We start from the raw sequence: 18,649 nt of genomic DNA, 5'->3' as shown, positions 1-18,649 counted from the left end.
TGAAAATCACCCGTCACGCCCCTCTCCGCACCCACCCCCTGCGCCGCCCCCTCCCGCAGCGCGTCCCTCTCGCGGGGGAGGAGGAGGGGGCGGGAGGGGGCGGGGAGGGTGGGGGCGTGCCGCGCGGGTGGGGAGGGAGAAGGGCGGGAGGAGGGCGGGAGGGGGCGGGAGGAGGGGAGGCTCCGGGGGCGGGAGGAGGGGCGGCTCCGGAGGTGGGAGGCCGGCGGGGGAGAGGGCGTGACGGGTGGGTGGGGAGAGACGGAACCGCCGCCCGGCGGGGGCCGGACGGCGGTTCGGGGTGGTGCGGGGTCAGGCCTTGCGGAGCTGGAAGGCGAGGCCGAGGGAGTCGTCGGTGAAGGACTCGGACTCCCAGTCGGCGGCGCCGGCGGCGAAGTCGGTGGCGAGGACCTCTTCGGCGACGAGGGGGCCGTGTTCGGCGATGGCCTCGGCGGTCTCCTCGGAGGTGGCGCGCCAGCGCAGGACGATGCGGTCGGCGACGTCGAGGCCGGAGTTCTTGCGGGCCTCCTGGATCTGGCGGATGGCGTCGCGGGCGATGCCGAGGCGCTTGAGCTCCGGGGTGATGGCCAGGTCGAGGGCGACGGTGGCGCCGGACTCGTTGGCGACGGCCCAGCCCTCGCGCGGGGTCTCGGTGATGATCACCTCGTCGGGGGAGAGGGTGATCGTCTCGCCGTTGAGGTCGACCGAGGTCTCGCCGGTCGCGCGCAGTTCGGCGGCCAGGCGGGCGGCGTCGGTGGCGGCGACCGCCTTGGCGACGTCCTGGACGCCCTTGCCGAAACGCTTGCCCAGCGCGCGGAAGTTGGCCTTGGCGCTGGTGTCGACCAGCGAGCCGCCGACCTCCGCGAGGGACTCCAGGGTGGAGACGTTGAGCTCCTCGGCGATCTGCGCGCGCAGGTCGGCGGGCAGCTCCTCCCAGCCCTGGGCGGCGACCAGGGCGCGCGAGAGCGGCTGACGGGTCTTCACGCCGGACTCGGCGCGGGTGGCCCGGCCGAGCTCGACCAGGCGGCGGACCAGCGCCATGTGCCGGGAGAGCTCGGTGTCGATCAGCGACTCGTCGGCCTCCGGCCAGGTGGCCAGGTGCACCGAGGCCGGGGCCTGCGGGACGACCGGGACGACCAGGTCCTGCCAGACCCGCTCGGTGATGAACGGGGTGAGCGGCGCCATCAGGCGGGTGACGGTCTCCAGCGCCTCGTGCAGGGTGGCGAGCGCGGCGGCGTCGCCCTGCCAGAAGCGGCGGCGGCCGCGGCGGACGTACCAGTTGGAGAGGTCGTCGACGAAGCCCGACAGCAGCTTGCCGGCGCGCTGGGTGTCGTACGCCTCGTAGGCGGCGTCGACCTCGCGGACCAGGGTGTTCAGCTCGGAGAGCACCCAGCGGTCCAGCTGAGGACGGTCGGCCGGGGCCGGGTCGTTCGCGGAGGGCGCCCAGTTCGAGGTGCGGGCGTACAGGGCCTGGAAGGCGACGGTGTTCCAGTAGGTGAGGAGGGTCTTGCGAACCACCTCCTGGATGGTGCCGTGGCCGACCCGGCGGGCCGACCAGGGCGAACCGCCGGCCGCCATGAACCAGCGGACGGCGTCGGCGCCGTGCTGGTCCATCAGCGGGATCGGCTGGAGGATGTTGCCCAGGTGCTTGGACATCTTGCGGCCGTCCTCGGCCAGGATGTGGCCCAGGCAGACGACGTTCTCGTAGCTGTTCTTGTCGAACACCAGGGTGCCGACCGCCATCAGCGTGTAGAACCAGCCGCGGGTCTGGTCGATCGCCTCGGAGATGAACTGCGCCGGGTAGCGCTTCTCGAACAGCTCCTTGTTCCGGTACGGGTAGCCGTACTGGGCGAAGGGCATCGAGCCCGAGTCGTACCAGGCGTCGATGACCTCGGGCACGCGGGTGGCGGTGCCGCCGCAGTCGCGGCAGGCGAAGGTCACCGCGTCGATGTACGGGCGGTGCGGGTCGAGGCCGCTCTGGTCGGTGCCGGTGAGCTCGGACAGCTCGGCCAGCGAGCCGACGCAGGTGAGGTGGCCCTCCTCGCAGCGCCAGATCGGCAGCGGGGTGCCCCAGTAGCGGTTGCGGCTGAGCGCCCAGTCGATGTTGTTGTTCAGCCAGTCGCCGAAGCGGCCGTGCTTGACGGTGTCCGGGTACCAGTTGGTGGCCTCGTTCTCACGGATCATCGCGTCCTTGACGGCGGTGGTCCGGATGTACCACGACGGCTGCGCGTAGTAGAGCAGCGCGGTGTGGCAGCGCCAGCAGTGCGGGTAGCTGTGCTCGTACGGCAGGTGGCGGAAGAGCAGGCCGCGCTCCTTGAGGTCCGCGACCAGGGCCTCGTCGGCCTTCTTGAAGAACTGGCCGCCGACCAGCGGGACCTCGGGGGCGAAGGTGCCGTCGCCGAGCACCGGGTTGACCACCGGCAGGCCGTACTTGCGGCAGGTCGCGAGGTCGTCCGCGCCGAAGGCGGGGGACTGGTGGACGATGCCGGTGCCGTCCTCGGTGGTGACGTAGTCGGCGTTGAGGACGTAGTGGGCGTTCTCGATCTCGACCAGGTCGAAGGGGCGGCGGTAGGCCCAGCGCTCCATCTCGGCGCCGGTGAAGGACTCGCCGGTGGTCTCCCAGCCCTCGCCGAGCGCCTTGGCGACCAGCGGCTCGGCGACGACGAGCTTCTCGTCGCCGTCGGTGGCCACCACGTAGGTGACGTCCGGGTGGACGGCGGCGGCGGTGTTGGAGACCAGGGTCCACGGGGTGGTGGTCCAGACCAGCAGGGCGGCCTGGCCGGCCAGCGGGCCGCTGGTCAGCGGGAAGCGGACGAAGACCGACGGGTCGACCACGGTCTCGTAGCCCTGGGCCAGCTCGTGGTCCGAGAGGCCGGTGCCGCAGCGCGGGCACCAGGGGGCGACCCGGTGGTCCTGCACCAGCAGGCCCTTGTCGAAGATCTGCTTGAGCGACCACCAGACGGACTGGACGTACGACGGGTCCATCGTCCGGTAGGCCTCGTCGAGGTCGACCCAGTACCCCATGCGGGTGGTCAGCTCGGCGAAGGCGTCGGTGTGGCGGGTCACCGACTCGCGGCACTTGGCGTTGAACTCGGCGATGCCGTACGCCTCGATGTCCTGCTTGCCGGAGAAGCCCAGCTCCTTCTCGACGGCGAGCTCGACCGGCAGGCCGTGACAGTCCCAGCCGGCCTTGCGGGCGACGTGGTAGCCCTTCATGGTCCGGAAGCGCGGGAAGACGTCCTTGAAGACGCGGGCCTCGATGTGGTGCGCGCCGGGCATGCCGTTGGCGGTGGGCGGGCCCTCGTAGAACACCCACTCGGGGCGGCCCTCGGACTGCTCCAGACTGCGCTGGAAGATCTTGTCGTCCTGCCAGAAGGAAAGGATCTGGTGCTCAAGGGCAGGCAGATCCACCTGCGCGGGGACGGGGTTGTAGGAGCTGGCCATCGCGGCGTCTACCTCCGGCGGATGCTGGGACTGGATCCTCCGGAGGGACGAGACGGCGTTCGCCGACCCGCGGTACCACCCTCCTTGGCCGCGGTGCTGCGTTCACGGCCCTCTTGTTTGGGGTTTGCTGCCGGGTCTAGTGGGACGCCGTGGTGGTGGCGGCCGTTCTTCCGGCGACTCCGGGGTGATCTTCCCGCCGTGCACACCCCCGGGCTCGCACCGTCCCCGGGTCGCTGGTGGCTGCGTACGTCGGTACTCGTCCCATCTGCGCCTCGCAGGCCCAGTGTATCGGCCGGGCGAGTCGGTTTGTCCAAACCGTTTCGCCCCGACCGCCTCCCCCGGGTGGTCCGGGGCGTTCCGGGGGAGCTCCGGAGGTGTTCGACGGTGGAGATTAGCCGGAGTCGATCTGGGCACAAATCCATGAGCGCACGGGGCGTGACGGTTGGGGCGGCTGCCTGGGTGGGATCGTTATGGGGCGTCGGTATGTCATGTTGTGACCGGTTTTGATCGGGATTATCGTTCCGGCACTGGAAGCCGCCGGGAACCGGCGGCTCGATTCGTTCGTAGATGGGGTCGAAAGCCATGGCTGAGAAGGGAACCGGCGTGGGTACCGCCACCAAGCGGGCACGCAAGGCCGTGGCGGTCGACCCAGGGGAGGGGACCGTGACCACTACCGCACCGAACTCGAGCACGAGCACCGACACCGTCACCGCACCGCGCGGCGCGGAGTCCGTCGACCCGGCCACGCTGCCGGTCCGGCCCGGCGAGGACCCGTGGACCACCGAGGAGGTCCACGAGCTGCACCACGAGCTGATCGGAGATCTGGACCGGCTCCGCGGCGAGATCGGCGCCGCCGAGGCGGCCATCTCCGGGCTGATGCGCGACTCCAACGACGGAGCCGGCGACGACCAGGTGGACGCCGGTACGAAGAACATCTCGCGGGAGAGCGAGCTGGCGCTCGCCAACAACGCGCGGGACAGCCTGGCCCAGACCGAGCGGGCCCTGGAACGGCTGGAGGGCGTCGGCTTCGGCACCTGCGAGTCCTGCGGACAGGCCATCGGAAAGGCCCGGATGCAGGCCTTCCCCCGGGCGACGCTCTGCGTGCAGTGCAAGGCCAAGCAGGAACGCCGTTGAACCGGGCGACCGGAGCGACGAGGGGGGTCGGGCTTGCCGTACGCTCGACCCCGTAACGTCGCCTGAGTAACGTCGTCTGACGCGTTCGTGAAGAACGCGGGCAGGCCGTCACCGGCTCACCACCCTCCCCCTCCTGCGGACCGGGGGAGCTCCATCGGCAGCGGAGCGGATCATCAGCACGCAAGGTTCCCCCCAGACCCGGGACGACGCCGTCCCGCCCCCCGCCGATGCCGTGGAGGTGCCCGTGGCCGAGCCGACCGGGGCGTCCGTGGACGCCGAGACGGCCGAGAAGCCCAAGGGCCCGCGCCGGATCGGCGTGCTGCTGGTCGTCGCGGTGCTCGCACTCCTGATCGACCTCGGCAGCAAGCTGCTGGTGGTCGCCCGGCTGGAGAACCACGCGGCGATCAAGGTGATCGGCGACGTGGTCACCTTCCAGGTGATCCGCAACTCGGGCGCGGCCTTCGGGATGGGACAGGCGCTGACCGTCGTCTTCACGATGATCGCCTCCGCCGTCATCGTGGTGATCTGGCGGATCGCCCGCCGGCTGTACAGCCTGCCGTGGGCGATCGCGCTCGGGCTGCTGCTCGGCGGGGCGCTCGGCAACCTCACCGACCGGCTGTTCCGCGCGCCCGGCGTCTTCCGCGGACACGTGGTGGACTTCATCTCCGTCCAGCACTTCGCGGTCTTCAACCTCGCCGACTCGGCGATCGTCTGCGGCGGGATCCTGGTGGTCCTGCTCTCCTTCCGGGGCAGCAACCCGGACGGGACCGTCCACCAGCCGGCCGAGAAGGCCGAGAAGCCGGGGCGGGCCGGGAAGTAGCCCCCGGCCACCGGCGGGCGGGGGGCGGGTCGCGTTTCCGGCATACTCGTACGGGTGAGTACCGCAGCGCAGATCCGCAGCCTCCCCGTTCCCGACGGCCTGGAGGGCGAGCGCCTCGACGCCGCCCTGTCCCGGATGTTCGGCTTCTCCCGGACCAAGGCCGCCGAGCTGGCCGCCGAGGGCAAGGTGACGCTCGACGGCGCCGTGGCCGGCAAGTCGGACCGGGTGACCGCCGGGTCCTGGCTGGAGGTCGAGATCCCGGCCCCGGCCGCCCCCGTGCAGATCGTCGCCGAGCACGTCGAGGGCATGCGGATCGTGCACGACGACGAGGACATCGTCCTGGTCGACAAGCCGGTCGGCGTCGCCGCGCACCCCAGCCCGGGCTGGACCGGCCCCACGGTGATCGGCGGACTGGCCGCGGCCGGGTACCGGATCTCCACGTCGGGCGCCGCCGAGCGCCAGGGCATCGTGCACCGGCTGGACGTCGGCACCTCCGGGCTGATGGTGGTCGCCAAGTCCGAGCGCGCGTACACCGACCTCAAGCGGCAGTTCCACGACCGGATCACCGAGAAGCGGTACCACACGCTGGTGCAGGGCCACCCGGACCCGATGAGCGGGACGGTGGACGCGCCGATCGGCCGGCACCCCAGCTCGGACTGGAAGTGGGCGGTCACCCGGGACGGCAAGCCGTCCGTCACCCACTACGACCTGATCGAGGCGTACCGGGCCGCGTCGCTGCTGGCGATCAAGCTGGAGACCGGCCGCACCCACCAGATCCGCGTCCACATGTCCGCGCTGCGGCACCCCTGCGTGGGCGACCTGACGTACGGCGCCGACCCGACGCTGGCCAAGCGGCTGGGGCTGACCCGGCAGTGGCTGCACGCGGTGTCGCTCGGCTTCGAGCACCCGGCGGACGGGCAGTGGGTCGAGTTCTCCAGCGAGTACCCGGAGGACCTCAGCAAGGCGCTGGACATCATCGCGGCGGAGAGCTGAGGTGTCGGCCACCGCGATCAGGGTCGCCGAGGGGGAGCCGGACCTGGAGCTCGTGCGGGCCGTCCGGCGCGAGGTGTTCGTCGTCGAGCAGAACGTGCCGGAGGAGCTGGAGTACGACGAGTACGACGCGACCTCGGTGCACCTGCTGGCCGTCGGCGCCGACGGGGCCCCGCTGGGGACGGCGCGGCTGATCTTCGGGGCGCAGGCGCGCGAGCTCACCGGCGGTGTCGAGGGGCGGGTGCTGCTCGGGCGGCTCGCGGTCGTCGCGGCGGCGCGCGGAACGGGGCTCGGGGCGCTGCTCGTCCGGGCGGTCGAGGCCGCCGGGGCCGAGCGCGGGGGCGCCGAGGTCGAGCTGCACGCGCAGGTGCAGGCGCTCGGGTTCTACGAGCGGCTGGGGTACGTGGCCGAGGGGCCGGTGTACGACGACGCCGGGATCCCGCACCGGACGATGACGCGGGTGCTGTAGTGCCGTAGCGCCGGAGGCGTTCGTGCCGTGGAGCTCCCCGTGCCCCCGTCGGGGTGCGGGGAGCTCCGTTCGTCCTCCGCTCAGGTGTCGGTGGTGCGCAGGCGCGGGAGGGCGTGGGGGTGCTCGTCGCGCAGGTGGGCGATGAGCTGTTCGCGGATGTCGAAGCGGAGCTGCGCGGCGTCGTCGGGGGTGCGGGCGGTCATGGTGGCGCGGACGACGATGGTGCTGGGCGTGGTGTCGGTGACCTGGAGGGCCCACTCGCCGCCGTCCCAGAGCGGGTGCCGGTCGAGGCGGGCGCGCAGGGTGGCGCGCAGTTCGTCCACCGCGGTGCTGTGGTCGAGGTGCAGCAGGACGGCGGCGAGCAGGCCCGGGTCGCGGCGGGTCCAGTTCTCGAAGGGCTTGTTGACGAAGTACGACACCGGGACGATCAGCCGGCGGTAGTCCCAGAGCCGGACCACCAGGTAGGTCAGGGTGATCTCCTCGACGGTGCCCTGCTGGCCGTCCACCACCACGGTGTCGCCGATCCGGACGGTGTCGCCGAAGGCGATCTGGAGGCCGGCGAAGAAGTTGCCCAGGGTGCTCTGGGCGGCGATGCCGGCCACGATCCCGATGATGCCCGCCGAGGCGAGCAGGCTGGCGCCGATGGTGCGCATGGCGGAGAAGGTCAGCAGCATCACGGCCACCGTGACCACGACGATCAGGGCGCTGACCACCCGGCGCAGCATGCTGATCTGGGTGTGGACCCGCTGGATCCGGGCCGGGTCCCCGACACGGGTCTCGTAGCGGTCGAGCAGCGCCTCCAGGACGGCGGCCACCACGCGGACGGTCAGCCAGCCCAGCGAGGCGAGCAGGAGCAGCAGGAGCAGGTGGTGGGCGCCGTCGTCGCTCTTCAGGTGGAAGATCCGCTGGAGCGGCCTGGCGGCGAGCAGCAGGGCCGACACGACGGCGAGCTGGAGCGGGATCCGGCAGCGGCGCAGGAGCGGCCAGACCGGTGCCGAGGGCTGTCGGGCGGCGATCCGCTGGAGGGCCTGGTCGACGATCCAGCCGATCGCCAGGGTGGCGGCGACGGTGGCGAGCAGCGAGATCAGCGGCCAGGGCATGGGCCGTACGATACCCGGGCACAGTGGGGCGAAACGGACGGGACGGCCCGGTGGCTTTATCGGACGCCTACCCGGACGGCCGATACGATCAGCGGCCATGGAGTTCGGTGGGGCATGGCGTCGCTGGCGCGCCCGGGGAACATCGGTCGGACGCGGGCTGCTGGCCGGGGCGGTGGCCCTGGTGGCGGTGGCCGCGGTGGGCACCGCGACGGTGGCGTCCGGCGGTGAGCGGGCGGTCCACCAGGAGGACCGCTTCCTCGGCATGCCGGAGACGCCCGGCAGCGCCCAGCAGGTCCAGCTGGACACCTCCTTCTTCGTCACCGACGGCGGCGGTCCGCGCCCGGCGGTGCTGCTGGCGCACGGCTTCGGCGGCTCCAAGGAGGGCGAGCGCGAGCGCGCCGAACAGCTGGCCCGGCAGGGGTACGCGGTGCTGACCTGGTCGGCGCGCGGCTTCGGGCACTCGGGCGGCCGGATCGGGCTGAACGCGCCGGACCGCGAGGTCGAGGACGTCAAGCACCTGGTGGACTGGCTGGCCCAGCGGCCCGAGGTGCGGCTGGACGCGGCCGACGACCCGAGGGTCGGCATCACCGGCGCCTCCTACGGCGGGGCGATCTCGCTGCTGGCCTCCGCGTACGACCCCCGGATCGACGCGGTGGCCACCCAGATCACCTGGTGGAACCTGGCCGACGCGCTGTTCCCGCAGGGCGTCCAGGGCTCCGGCGCGGTGGACGGCGTGTTCAAGAAGCTGTGGGCCGGGATCTTCTTCACGACCGGCTCGGCCGGGGACCTCGGGCCCTCCGGCGGGGCGCCGCGGGAGAGCGGCGGACCGAAGCCGGCGGCGGACGGGCCGGTCGGCTGCGGGCGGTTCCTGGACGAGCTCTGCCGGATGTACGACCGGGTCGCCACCTCCGGGCACGCCGACCCGGAGGCCGTCGCGCTGCTGGAGCGCTCCAGCCCGTCCTCGGTGGCCGGGCGGTTGAAGGCGCCCACGCTGGTCGTGCAGGGGCAGCAGGACTCGCTGTTCCCGCTGGACCAGGGGGACCGCATCGCCGGGGCGGTGGCGGCCAACGGCGCGCCGGTGGCGGTCGACTGGTTCGCCGGCGGCCACGACGGCGGGACGGACACCAGCGCCCGGGTCGACGACCGGGTGACGGCCTGGTTCGACCACTACGTGAAGGGGGCGGCGGACGACACCGGCGCCGCGTTCCGGGTCACCCGCACCGGCGGGGTGGACTCGACCGGCTTCCAGGCCGTGCTGCGCGGGGCCACCGCCGACCGCTACCCGGGACTGGGCGGGACCGGCTCGCGGACCGTCGGGCTGGCGGGCGGCGAGCGGACCCTCGCCAACCCGCCCGGCGGCGCGCCGCCCGGGATCTCGACGCTGCCGGGCATCGGCGCGCTCAGCCAGGCGGCCTCGCTGGGCGCCGGGCTCTCGCTGGACTTCCCCGGGCAGAACGCCGCCTTCGACTCGGCGCCGCTGGACACGCCGCTGCACCTGACCGGGCAGCCGACGGTGCCGCTGCGGGTCACGGCCGACCGGTCGGACGCGGTGCTGTTCGCGAAGCTGTACGACCTCGGGCCGGACGGCAAAACGGTGCTGCCCCAGCAGCTCGCCGCCCCGCTGAGGGTCACCGGCGCGGACGCCGGGCAGACCGTCACGGTGGTGCTGCCGACCGTGGACCACACCTTCCCGGCCGGGCACCGGCTGCGGCTGGTGCTGGCGAGCACCGACCTCGCGTACGCCTCGCCGGTCGAGCCGGCCACCTACCGGGTGGAGCCGGCCGGGGCACTCACCGTGCCGACCGTCGAGGAGCTCGTCACCGAGGCGGCGCCGCTGCCCGCGCGCACCTGGCTGCTGCCGGCGGCCGCCGTGCTGGTGGCCGCGGCCCTGCTGCTGGTGCCGCGGCTGCGGCGCCGCCGGGCCGCCGCCGGGCCCGCCTTCGACCCGGAGCTGGCCGCGGTGCCGCTGCGGATCAGCGGGCTGAGCAAGCGCTACAAGGGCGCCCAGGACCGCTACGCCGTACGGGAGTTGGGCTTCCGGGTGGAGCAGGGGCAGGTGCTCGGGCTGCTCGGGCCGAACGGCGCGGGCAAGACCACCACGCTGCGGATGCTGATGGGGCTGATCCGGCCGGACGCCGGGGAGATCCGGATCTTCGGCCACCTGGTGCGGCCCGGCGCGCCGGTGCTGTCGCGGGTCGGGGCGTTCGTCGAGGGCGCGGGCTTCCTGCCGCACCTCACCGGGCGGGCCAACCTGCGGCTGTACTGGCAGGCCACCGGACGGCCGGAGGCCGACGCGCGCTTCGACGAGGCGCTGGCCATCGCCGGACTCGGCGAGGCGCTGGACCGCGCGGTGCGGACGTACTCGCAGGGCATGCGGCAGCGGCTGGCGATCGCCCAGGCCATGCTCGGGATGCCGGACCTGCTGATCCTGGACGAGCCGACCAACGGGCTGGACCCGCCGCAGATCCGCGAGATGCGCGAGGTCATGATCCGGTACGCGGCCGGCGGCCGGACCGTGATCGTGTCCAGCCACCTGCTGTCCGAGGTCGAGCAGAGCTGCACGGACCTCGTGGTGATGGACCGCGGACGGCTGGTCACAGCCGGCCCGGTCGGGGACATCGTGGGCGCCGGCGAGCTGCTGATGATCGGCGTCGCCGGGCCGTACGACCCGGCGCCCGTGGTCGAGAAGGTCGGCGCGCTGGCCGGGGTCGGCTCGGTGGAGGCCGTCGAGGGCGGCCTGCTGGTGCGCCTGGACGGACTGGCGGCCAGCGCGCTGCTGGCCGAACTGGTGCGGCTGGAGGTGCCGGTGGAGAGCGCCGGGCCGCAGCGTCGGCTGGAGGACGCGTTCCTGTCGCTGATCGGAGGTGGAGCGTGAGCGTCGTGCCGACGGACCACGAGTCGAAGGACCGCGCCGGGTCGGAGGACCGCGTCGAGTCGAGGGACCACGCCGCGGGGTACCGGGCGGGCCGGACGCTGCCGCTGCGGGTGGAGGCGCTGCGCCAGCTGCGCCGGCGCCGCACCCTGGTGATCGGCGCGGTGCTGGCCGCCATGCCGTTCGTCATCCTGGCCGCGTTCCAGATCGGCGGCACCCCGGGCCGCCCGGACCGGACCACCTTCATCGACCTGGCCACCGCCTCGGGGGCCAACTTCGCGGTCACCATGCTGTTCGTCGGGACCGGCTTCATGCTGGTCATCCCGGTCGCGCTGTTCTGCGGGGACACCGTCGCCTCCGAGGCCAGCTGGTCCTCGCTGCGCTACCTGCTGGCCGCGCCGGTGCCCCGGGCCCGGCTGCTGGCCCGCAAGTTCGCGGTCGGGCTCGGGTTCTCGGCGGTGGCGGTGGTGATGCTGCCCGCGATCGGCCTGGCCGTCGGCACGGCGGCGTACGGCTGGGGGGACCTCAAACTGCCCGCCGGGGTCAGCCTCCCGGCCGCGGAGGCGCTGCCCCGGATCGCCGTCGCGGTGGCCTTCGTCTTCCTCAGCGAGATCGTGATCGCCGCGCTGGCCTTCTGGCTGTCCACGGCGACGGACGCGCCGCTGGGCGCGGTCGGCGGCGCCGTGTTCGCCTCGATCATCACCGGGGTGCTGGACGCCGTCACCGCGCTGGGCGACCTGCGGGAGTGGCTGCCGGCGCACTGGCAGTACTCCTGGGCGGACGCCCTGCAGCCGCAGCTGGAGTGGGGCGGCATGGTGCAGGGCGTCTCGCTGTCGCTCTCGTACGCGGTGGTGCTGCTGGCGCTGGCGTTCCGCGGCTTCGCGCGCAAGGACGTGGTGTCGTAGACGGGACGCCGTGGCCCGGGTGCCAGGTGCCGTGGACGGGGTGCCGTGGACGCGTGCCGTACGCGTCGTGGGCGTCCGGCGGGGCATGCGGGATCATGGGTGGGTAGCTGACCTCCCTGGTGAAGGACCCGAACCGTGGCCCAGATCGTCCTCTTCCACTCCGCCTACGGGCTGCGCCCCGCCGTGCGCGCCGCCGCCGAGCGGCTGCGCGCCGCCGGGCACTCCGTCCACACGCCGGACCTGTTCGACGGGCGGACCTTCGAGTCCGTCGAGGAGGCGCAGGAGTTCCAGGAGGAGCTCGGCGGCCGCGACGAGCTGCTGCGGCGGGCGGTGACGGCGGCCGCCCCGCTGTCCGAGGGCGGACTGGTGTACGCCGGCTTCTCGCTCGGCGGCGCGGTCGCGCAGAACCTGGCGCTGGGCGACGAGAAGGCGCGCGGGCTGCTGCTCCTGCACGGCACCTCGGACCTGCGGGAGGACGCGACCACCGAGATCCCGGTGCAGCTGCACATCGCCGAGCCGGACCCGTTCGAGCCGGAGGACTGGCTGAACGCCTGGTACCTGCGGATGCTGCGGGCCGGGGCCGACGTGGAGGTGCACCGCTACCGCGGCGCCGGGCACCTGTTCACCGACCCGGAGCTGCCGGACTACGACGAGGAGGCGGCCGAGCGGGCCTGGGCGGCGACGCTGGCCTTCCTCGCCGAGCTGGACGACTGACCGAGCTGGACGACCGACCGAGCCGGACGACCGACGGAGCGGCGGAGCGGGAACCGGGGGCACGGCCGAGAGCTCTGCCGCCGGTACGGCCGCCCGCCCGGACCGGGTCCGGGCGGGCGGGGCGGTGTGGGGCCGGCGGGGGCGGGTCAGAGGGGCTGGGGCCTGATCATCGCGAAGGGGGCGCCCTGCGGGTCGGCGACCACGGCCATCCGGCCGGCCATCATGTCGAAGGGCGGGGCGAGGACGGTGCCGCCGCTCCTGACCAGGGCGTCCACGGTGGAGTCGACGTCGTCGACCGAGAAGTAGGTCAGCCAGTGGGCCGGGGTGCCGGGCGGGTCGTTGGCGAGCAGGGTCGCGCCGCCGACCGCGCGGCCGCCGACCCGCAGCTCCCAGTACGAGTCGGCGCCGTCCAGCGGCTCGATCTCGATGCCGAACGCCTCGCCGTAGAAGGCGGTGGCGGCCGGGATGTCGCTGGTGTGGAGCTCGTTCCAGGTCAGCGCGCCGGGCTGGTTGACGACCCTGGCTCCGGAGAACCGCCCGGCCTGCCAGGCGCCGAACACCGCGCCCTGGGGGTCGGCGGCGATCAGCATCCGGCCCAGGTCGCCGACGTCCATCACCGGCGCGAGCAGGGTGCCGCCGGCGGAGACGATCGCGTCCTGGGTGGCCTGGGCGTCGGTGGTGGCCAGGTAGCTGGTCCAGACGGTCGGCGGCTCCGGTGTCCCTTCGGGGGCCATCGTCGAACCGATGCCGGCCACGGCCTTGCCGTCGAGCTCGCAGACGGCGTAGCCGCCGAACTCCTTCCCGCCGACCTGGCCCTGCCAGCCGAGGAGGTCGCGGTAGAAGTCCAGCGCGGCCTGCTGGTCCTTGGCCATCAGATCGATCCAGCACGGGGTGCCGGTCGCGTACGGGGTGGTGACCTCGGGCATGATCGCCCTTTCTGGTGAGGGGTCTCTGCCGGTCACCATCCCCTCGCGCACCGGGCTCCGCCACTCGGGACACCGCCCCGGCCGCCGGGCCGGACGGCCCGCCGTGGCCGGGTGCGTCCGTACGGGTGACGGGCGAGCCCCCGCGGCCCCTCAGACGTCGATCCTCGCGAAGGTGAAGGCGGTGGAGCCTTCGAGGACCGGGATGACCTCGATCAGGCTCTGCCGGCCGGGTTCGAGGACGGTCCACGAGGAGCCGTGGGGGGACTTGATCCGGTAGGCGTCCGGGGCGCCGTCGACGGGGATCAGCTCCCACTCGGTGGCGTCGCCCTGGTCGAGGAGGAGGGAGACCAGCGGGCCGGCGGGCTTGAGGTCCTCCACGGCCGTCGGGGCGCCCTTGGCGTAGAGCCGGTAGCGGTTGTTGGGGTAGGCCTCCACGACCCAGACGGCGTCCTGGTCGTCGGTGTTGGCGAAGACGGCTTTGGGGGAGAGGTCCAGGGCCTCGTGACGGGCTCGGCCGATCCTGGCGTCGCCGTCCTGGATGGTGTAGAGGCCGGACTCCAGCTGCGCCATGGTGGTCATTCCTTCGCGGTGCGGGCGAGGTGCAGGACAGTTGTACGTGCTCGGAGGAAGCCGGGGGAGCGACCTCGGCGGGCCGTCACCTGAACGAGCGACGGGCGGGACCCCCGCGGCCCGCCCGTCGGGGGCTGCGGCACGATGGAGCCCATGCACGCAGACCGCTACGCCCCGGCGACCACCCTCCCCGGCCTCCTCCAGCGCGGCCGGGGACTGGGCGCGCTGATGGCGGCGGAGGACCCGGCGGCCGCCGCCGGGCTCGTGTACGGCTGCATCCGCCGGGAGTGGCGCTGGGACGCGCGGGCCGACGACCGCGACCTGTACCTGGCCCGTCTGGTCCGGGACCTGGAGCTGCCGCTAGGGCCGGTGGAGGAACTCCTGGCCGGGGACGGGGACACCCGGGCGCGGGCGGCGGGCGTCCTGGAGCTGTTGGCGTCCGGTGGCCCGGAGCCGGAGGCCGTGAGCGTGCCTCCGGGAGGCCCGGACGGCGACGGCCCGGACGGCGCGGGCCCGGACGTGCCGGCGCTGGTCGCGGGGCTGGAGCAGCACTGGGTGGACCGCGCCTGGTGCGGCCCGGCCGCGCTCGCCCGGGGGCTGGCCCGCTTCGGCGCCGAGGGCGCCGGCGCCGCCTCGCTGCTGCGCCGGTTCTGGCTGTGGACCCCGCACTCGTACGAGCGGGCCGACTACCTGGAGGCGCTGGCCGCGATCGGGTCGGCCGGGACGGCCGGGGCGTACGCCGAGTCACTGTGGGACTGCGAGGCGCGAGCCCGTCTCCTCGGTGCCGCGCACGCCCCCGACCGGCCCGACGTGAGGGCCCGGCTGGCGTACCTCGGGAACGACCCGCTGGAGTCGTCCGAGGTCCGCGCGGCCGCCGGGGCGCGACTCGCCGAACTGACCCGGGAGGCCTTCCCGGAGGACGGGGAAGCCGTTCGAAGGGGGCTAGAGTAGACGCGTGAACGTGTGAGTGATGGTCCGGACCCCGCGAGGTGCTCCGGGCCACATCCATTTCCGGGGGCGACCCCCGTGACCTGCGCGTTCGCCGGCCCACCAGACCAGCACCAGAGCCTCCGGAGGCCCCGCCTTGAGCGACCAGCCGTTCGCGCATCTGCACGTCCACACCGAGTACTCGATGCTGGACGGTGCCGCCCGGCTGAAGCAGATGTTCAAGGAGGTCGAGCGCCTCGGTCAGACCCACGTGGCCATGACCGACCACGGGAACATGTACGGCGCCGCCGAGTTCCACAAGCAGGCCACCGCCGCCGGCATCACCCCCGTCATCGGCATCGAGGCGTACGTCGCCCCGGAGTCCCGCTCCAACACCAAGCGCATCCTGTGGGGCCAGCCGCACCAGAAGCGGGACGACGTCTCGGCGTCCGGCGCGTACACCCACAAGACCATCTGGGCCCGCAACAAGGAGGGCCTGCACAACCTCTTCAAGCTGACCTCGCGCTCCTACGCCGAGGGCTGGCTCGTGAAGTGGCCCCGGATGGACAAGGAGCTGATCTCCGAGCTCTCCGAGGGGCTGATGGCCACCACCGGCTGCCCCTCCGGCGAGGTGCAGACCAGGCTGCGCCTCGGCCAGTTCGACGAGGCGCTGAAGTCCGCCGCCGACTACCAGGACATCTTCGGCAAGGAGAACTACTTCCTGGAGCTGATGGACCACGGCCTCGACATCGAGAAGCGGGTCCGCGACGGGCTGTTGGAGATCAGCAAGAAGCTGAACATCCCGCCGGTCGTCACCAACGACTCGCACTACACCACCGAGGCCGACGCCGGCGCGCACGACCTCCTGCTCTGCGTCCAGACCGGCAAGAACCTCTCCGACCCGGACCGCTTCCGCTTCGACGGCACCGGCTACTACATCAAGTCCGCCGCCGAGATGTACGCCCTGGACTCCTCGGACGCCTGGCAGGAGGGCTGCCGCAACAGCCAGCTCCTCGTCGCCTCCCGGGTCGACACCGAGGGCATGTTCAAGTTCAAGAACCTGATGCCCCGCTTCCCCATCCCGGAGGGCTTCGAGTCCGAGGCGGACTTCTTCAAGTCCAAGGTCTGGGAGGGGATGGACTGGCGCTTCCCGGACGGGTACGACGAGGAGCACAAGAAGCTCGCCGAGTACGAGATGGACACCATCATCCAGATGGGGTTCCCGGCGTACTTCCTCGTGGTCGCCGACTTCATCATGTGGGCCAAGAGCCAGGGCATCGCGGTGGGCCCCGGCCGTGGTTCGGCGGCCGGCTCGCTGGTCGCGTACGCGATGGGCATCACCGACCTCGACCCCATCCCGCACGGCCTGATCTTCGAGCGCTTCCTCAACCCCGAGCGCATCTCCATGCCCGACGTCGACATCGACTTCGACGAGCGCCGGCGCGGTGACGTGATCCGCTACGTGACCGAGAAGTGGGGATCCGACAAGGTCGCCATGATCGTCACGTACGGCACCATCAAGGCGAAGGCCGCCATCAAGGACTCCTCGCGAGTCCTCGGCTACCCGTACGCGATGGGTGACCGGATCACCAAGGCGATGCCGCCGGACGTCATGGGCAAGGGCATCCCGCTCTCCGGGATCACCGACTCCTCGCACCCCCGCTACAGCGAGGCGGGCGAGATCCGCGGGCTGTACGAGACCGACCCGGACGTCCGGAAGGTCATCGACACCGCGCGCGGCATCGAGGGCCTGATCCGTCAGCCCGGCGTGCACGCGGCCGGCGTGATCATGTCCGCCGAGCCGCTGACCGACCACATCCCGGTCTGGACCCGGCACACCGACGGCGTCACCATCACGCAGTTCGACTACCCGACTTGTGAAGGCCTCGGCCTCCTCAAGATGGACTTCCTCGGCCTGCGCAACCTGACGATCATGGACGACGCCGTCAAGGCGATCGAGAAGAACAAGGGCGAGAAGATCGAGCTGCTCAAGCTGCCGCTCGACGACAAGCCCACCTACGAACTCCTCGCCCGCGGCGACACGCTCGGCGTCTTCCAGCTCGACGGCGGCCCCATGCGCTCGCTGCTGCGCCTGATGAAGCCCGACAACTTCGAGGACATCTCCGCCGTCCTGGCGCTGTACCGTCCGGGCCCGATGGGCGTCAACTCCCACACGAACTACGCGCTGCGCAAGAACGGCCAGCAGGAGATCACCCCGATCCACCCGGAGCTGGAGAAGCCCCTGGAGGAGGTGCTCCGGCCGACGTACGGCCTGATCGTCTACCAGGAGCAGGTGCAGAAGGCCGCGCAGATCCTGGCCGGCTACTCGCTCGGCCAGGCGGACCTGCTGCGCCGGGCCATGGGCAAGAAGAAGAAGGAGATCCTGGAGGCGGAGTTCGTCCCCTTCCAGAAGGGCTGCCGCGAGCGCGGCTACTCCGACGCGGCCATCCAGGCCGTGTGGGACGTCCTCGTCCCCTTCTCCGGCTACGCGTTCAACAAAGCGCACACCGCCGGCTACGGGCTGGTCTCGTACTGGACGGCGTACCTCAAGGCCAACTACCCGGCCGAGTACATGTCCGGCCTGCTCACCTCCGTCAAGGACGACAAGGACAAGTCCGCGGTCTACCTCAACGAGTGCCGCAAGATGGGCATCCAGGTGCTGCCGCCGGACGTCAACGAGTCGGACTCGGACTTCACCCCGCACGGGGACACCCTGGTCCGCTTCGGCCTGACCGCCATCCGCAACGTCGGCGGGCCGGTGGTCGACTCGATGATCCGGACCCGGAAGGCGAAGGGGAAGTTCGCGTCGTTCCCCGACTTCCTGGACAAGGTGGAGTCGGTGGTCTGCAACAAGCGGACCGTCGAATCGCTGATCAAGGCCGGCGCCTTCGACTCGCTCGGGCACACCCGCAAGGGCCTGAGCGCGCAGTTCGAGCCGATGATCGACAACGTCGTCGGCGTGAAGCGCAAGGAGGCCGAGGGGCAGTTCGACCTCTTCGGCGGCGACGCCACCGCGGACGAGCCGAGCTTCGGACTGGACGTCGTCTTCTCCGAGGAGGAGTGGGAGAAGTCCTTCCTGCTCACCCAGGAGCGGGAGATGCTCGGCCTGTACGTCTCCTCGCACCCGCTGCACGGCATCGAGCACGTGCTCGCCGACAAGGCGGACTGCGCGGTGGCCGATCTCGCGGAGCGGCCGGACGGGACGATCGTCACCATCGGCGGCATCATCTCGGGCCTCCAGCGGAAGATGACCAAGCAGGGCAACGCCTGGGCCATCGCGACCGTCGAGGACCTCGCGGGCTCGATCGACTGCATGTTCTTCCCGGCCAGCTACCAGCTGGTGTCCTCGCAGCTGGTCGAGGACGCGGTCGTCTTCGTGCGCGGCAAGCTGGACAAGCGGGAGGACGTGCCGCGGCTGATGGGCATGGAGCTGTCCGTCCCCGACCTGTCGAACGCCCACGCCGAGGCGCCGATCATCATCAACATCCCGAGCGGGAAGGTCACCCCGCCGCTGGTGGCCAGGCTCGGCGAGGTGCTGGGCAGCCACCGCGGCACCACCGAGGTGCGGGTGCGCCTGGAGAGCCGCAACAAGACCACGGTGCTGCGGCTCGACCGGCACCGGGTGAAGTCGGACCCGGCGCTGTTCGGGGACCTGAAGCAGCTGCTCGGACCGAGCTGCCTGGCGGGCTAGGGCGTGTCTGACAATTCCCGCCGGGCGTGCGACGCCGGGGCACGCACCTCGCCGCGTTGTCGTCGGTCGCCAATGCTCCGCAGTGGCTCC

At 72.3% G+C, this 18,649-nt stretch carries 13 protein-coding genes; 9 read left to right on the top strand and 4 right to left on the bottom strand.

Annotation, left to right across the window (positions count from 1 at the left end; all coding sequences use genetic code 11):
- Window positions 1-309 precede the first annotated feature (309 nt).
- The gene (gene ileS / locus ACWD4P_RS35035) at window positions 310-3,441 is read right to left on the bottom strand and encodes an isoleucine--tRNA ligase (RefSeq protein ID WP_359824614.1); all 3,132 of its coding nucleotides are present in this window, start codon (window positions 3,439-3,441) and stop codon (window positions 310-312) included.
- 663 nt (window positions 3,442-4,104) lie between these two features.
- Here ileS and ACWD4P_RS35030 point away from each other — a divergent pair.
- From ACWD4P_RS35030 to ACWD4P_RS35015, 4 genes are all read left to right on the top strand, one after another.
- A complete protein-coding gene (locus tag ACWD4P_RS35030; protein ID WP_359824616.1) occupies window positions 4,105-4,575 on the top strand; it encodes a TraR/DksA family transcriptional regulator in 471 nt (156 codons plus the stop codon).
- Window positions 4,576-4,708: 133 nt separating this feature from the next.
- Window positions 4,709-5,395: a signal peptidase II gene (lspA, locus tag ACWD4P_RS35025; RefSeq protein WP_449782411.1), complete on the top strand. Its 687-nt coding sequence runs from the start codon at window positions 4,709-4,711 to the stop codon at window positions 5,393-5,395.
- Between the two features lie 54 nt (window positions 5,396-5,449).
- Window positions 5,450-6,388 (top strand): RluA family pseudouridine synthase, encoded by a 939-nt coding sequence (locus tag ACWD4P_RS35020; protein WP_359824621.1) that lies wholly within the window; start codon window positions 5,450-5,452, stop codon window positions 6,386-6,388.
- Between the two features lies 1 nt (window position 6,389).
- Window positions 6,390-6,854 (top strand): GNAT family N-acetyltransferase, encoded by a 465-nt coding sequence (locus tag ACWD4P_RS35015; protein ID WP_449782410.1) that lies wholly within the window; start codon window positions 6,390-6,392, stop codon window positions 6,852-6,854.
- 80 nt (window positions 6,855-6,934) lie between these two features.
- Here the strand turns inward: ACWD4P_RS35015 and ACWD4P_RS35010 are convergent, their stop codons facing one another.
- Window positions 6,935-7,954, bottom strand: coding sequence for a mechanosensitive ion channel family protein (locus tag ACWD4P_RS35010; protein WP_359824626.1), 1,020 nt, complete (start codon window positions 7,952-7,954; stop codon window positions 6,935-6,937).
- 97 nt (window positions 7,955-8,051) lie between these two features.
- Here ACWD4P_RS35010 and ACWD4P_RS35005 point away from each other — a divergent pair, with 97 nt between their 5' ends.
- From ACWD4P_RS35005 to ACWD4P_RS34995, 3 genes are all read left to right on the top strand, one after another.
- A complete protein-coding gene (locus ACWD4P_RS35005) occupies window positions 8,052-10,829 on the top strand; it encodes an alpha/beta fold hydrolase (protein WP_449782409.1) in 2,778 nt (925 codons plus the stop codon).
- Window positions 10,826-11,731, top strand: coding sequence for an ABC transporter permease (locus ACWD4P_RS35000; RefSeq protein WP_449782408.1), 906 nt, complete (start codon window positions 10,826-10,828; stop codon window positions 11,729-11,731). Before ACWD4P_RS35005 ends, ACWD4P_RS35000 begins: the two co-directional genes overlap by 4 nt.
- A gap of 135 nt (window positions 11,732-11,866) precedes the next feature.
- A complete protein-coding gene (locus tag ACWD4P_RS34995) occupies window positions 11,867-12,445 on the top strand; it encodes a dienelactone hydrolase family protein (protein WP_359824630.1) in 579 nt (192 codons plus the stop codon).
- A gap of 146 nt (window positions 12,446-12,591) precedes the next feature.
- On the opposite strand, the gene ACWD4P_RS34990 is transcribed toward ACWD4P_RS34995, so the two are convergent.
- The gene (locus ACWD4P_RS34990) at window positions 12,592-13,371 is read right to left on the bottom strand and encodes a VOC family protein (protein WP_449782407.1); all 780 of its coding nucleotides are present in this window, start codon (window positions 13,369-13,371) and stop codon (window positions 12,592-12,594) included.
- 150 nt (window positions 13,372-13,521) lie between these two features.
- Entirely contained in the window at window positions 13,522-13,941 is a 420-nt protein-coding gene (locus ACWD4P_RS34985; protein ID WP_449782406.1) for an I66 family serine proteinase inhibitor, read from the bottom strand.
- A gap of 153 nt (window positions 13,942-14,094) precedes the next feature.
- On the opposite strand from ACWD4P_RS34985, the gene ACWD4P_RS34980 reads away from it, so the two are divergent.
- The gene (locus ACWD4P_RS34980) at window positions 14,095-14,892 is read left to right on the top strand and encodes a hypothetical protein (RefSeq protein ID WP_449782405.1); all 798 of its coding nucleotides are present in this window, start codon (window positions 14,095-14,097) and stop codon (window positions 14,890-14,892) included.
- 133 nt (window positions 14,893-15,025) lie between these two features.
- Window positions 15,026-18,559, top strand: coding sequence for a DNA polymerase III subunit alpha (dnaE, locus tag ACWD4P_RS34975; RefSeq protein ID WP_359824640.1), 3,534 nt, complete (start codon window positions 15,026-15,028; stop codon window positions 18,557-18,559).
- Window positions 18,560-18,649: the final 90 nt, after the last annotated feature.

Source organism: Kitasatospora sp. NPDC002543 (genome assembly GCF_053594915.1).
The sequence above is the reverse complement of the archived record's forward strand: the minus strand, read 5'-3'. Positions and strand labels throughout refer to the sequence as shown.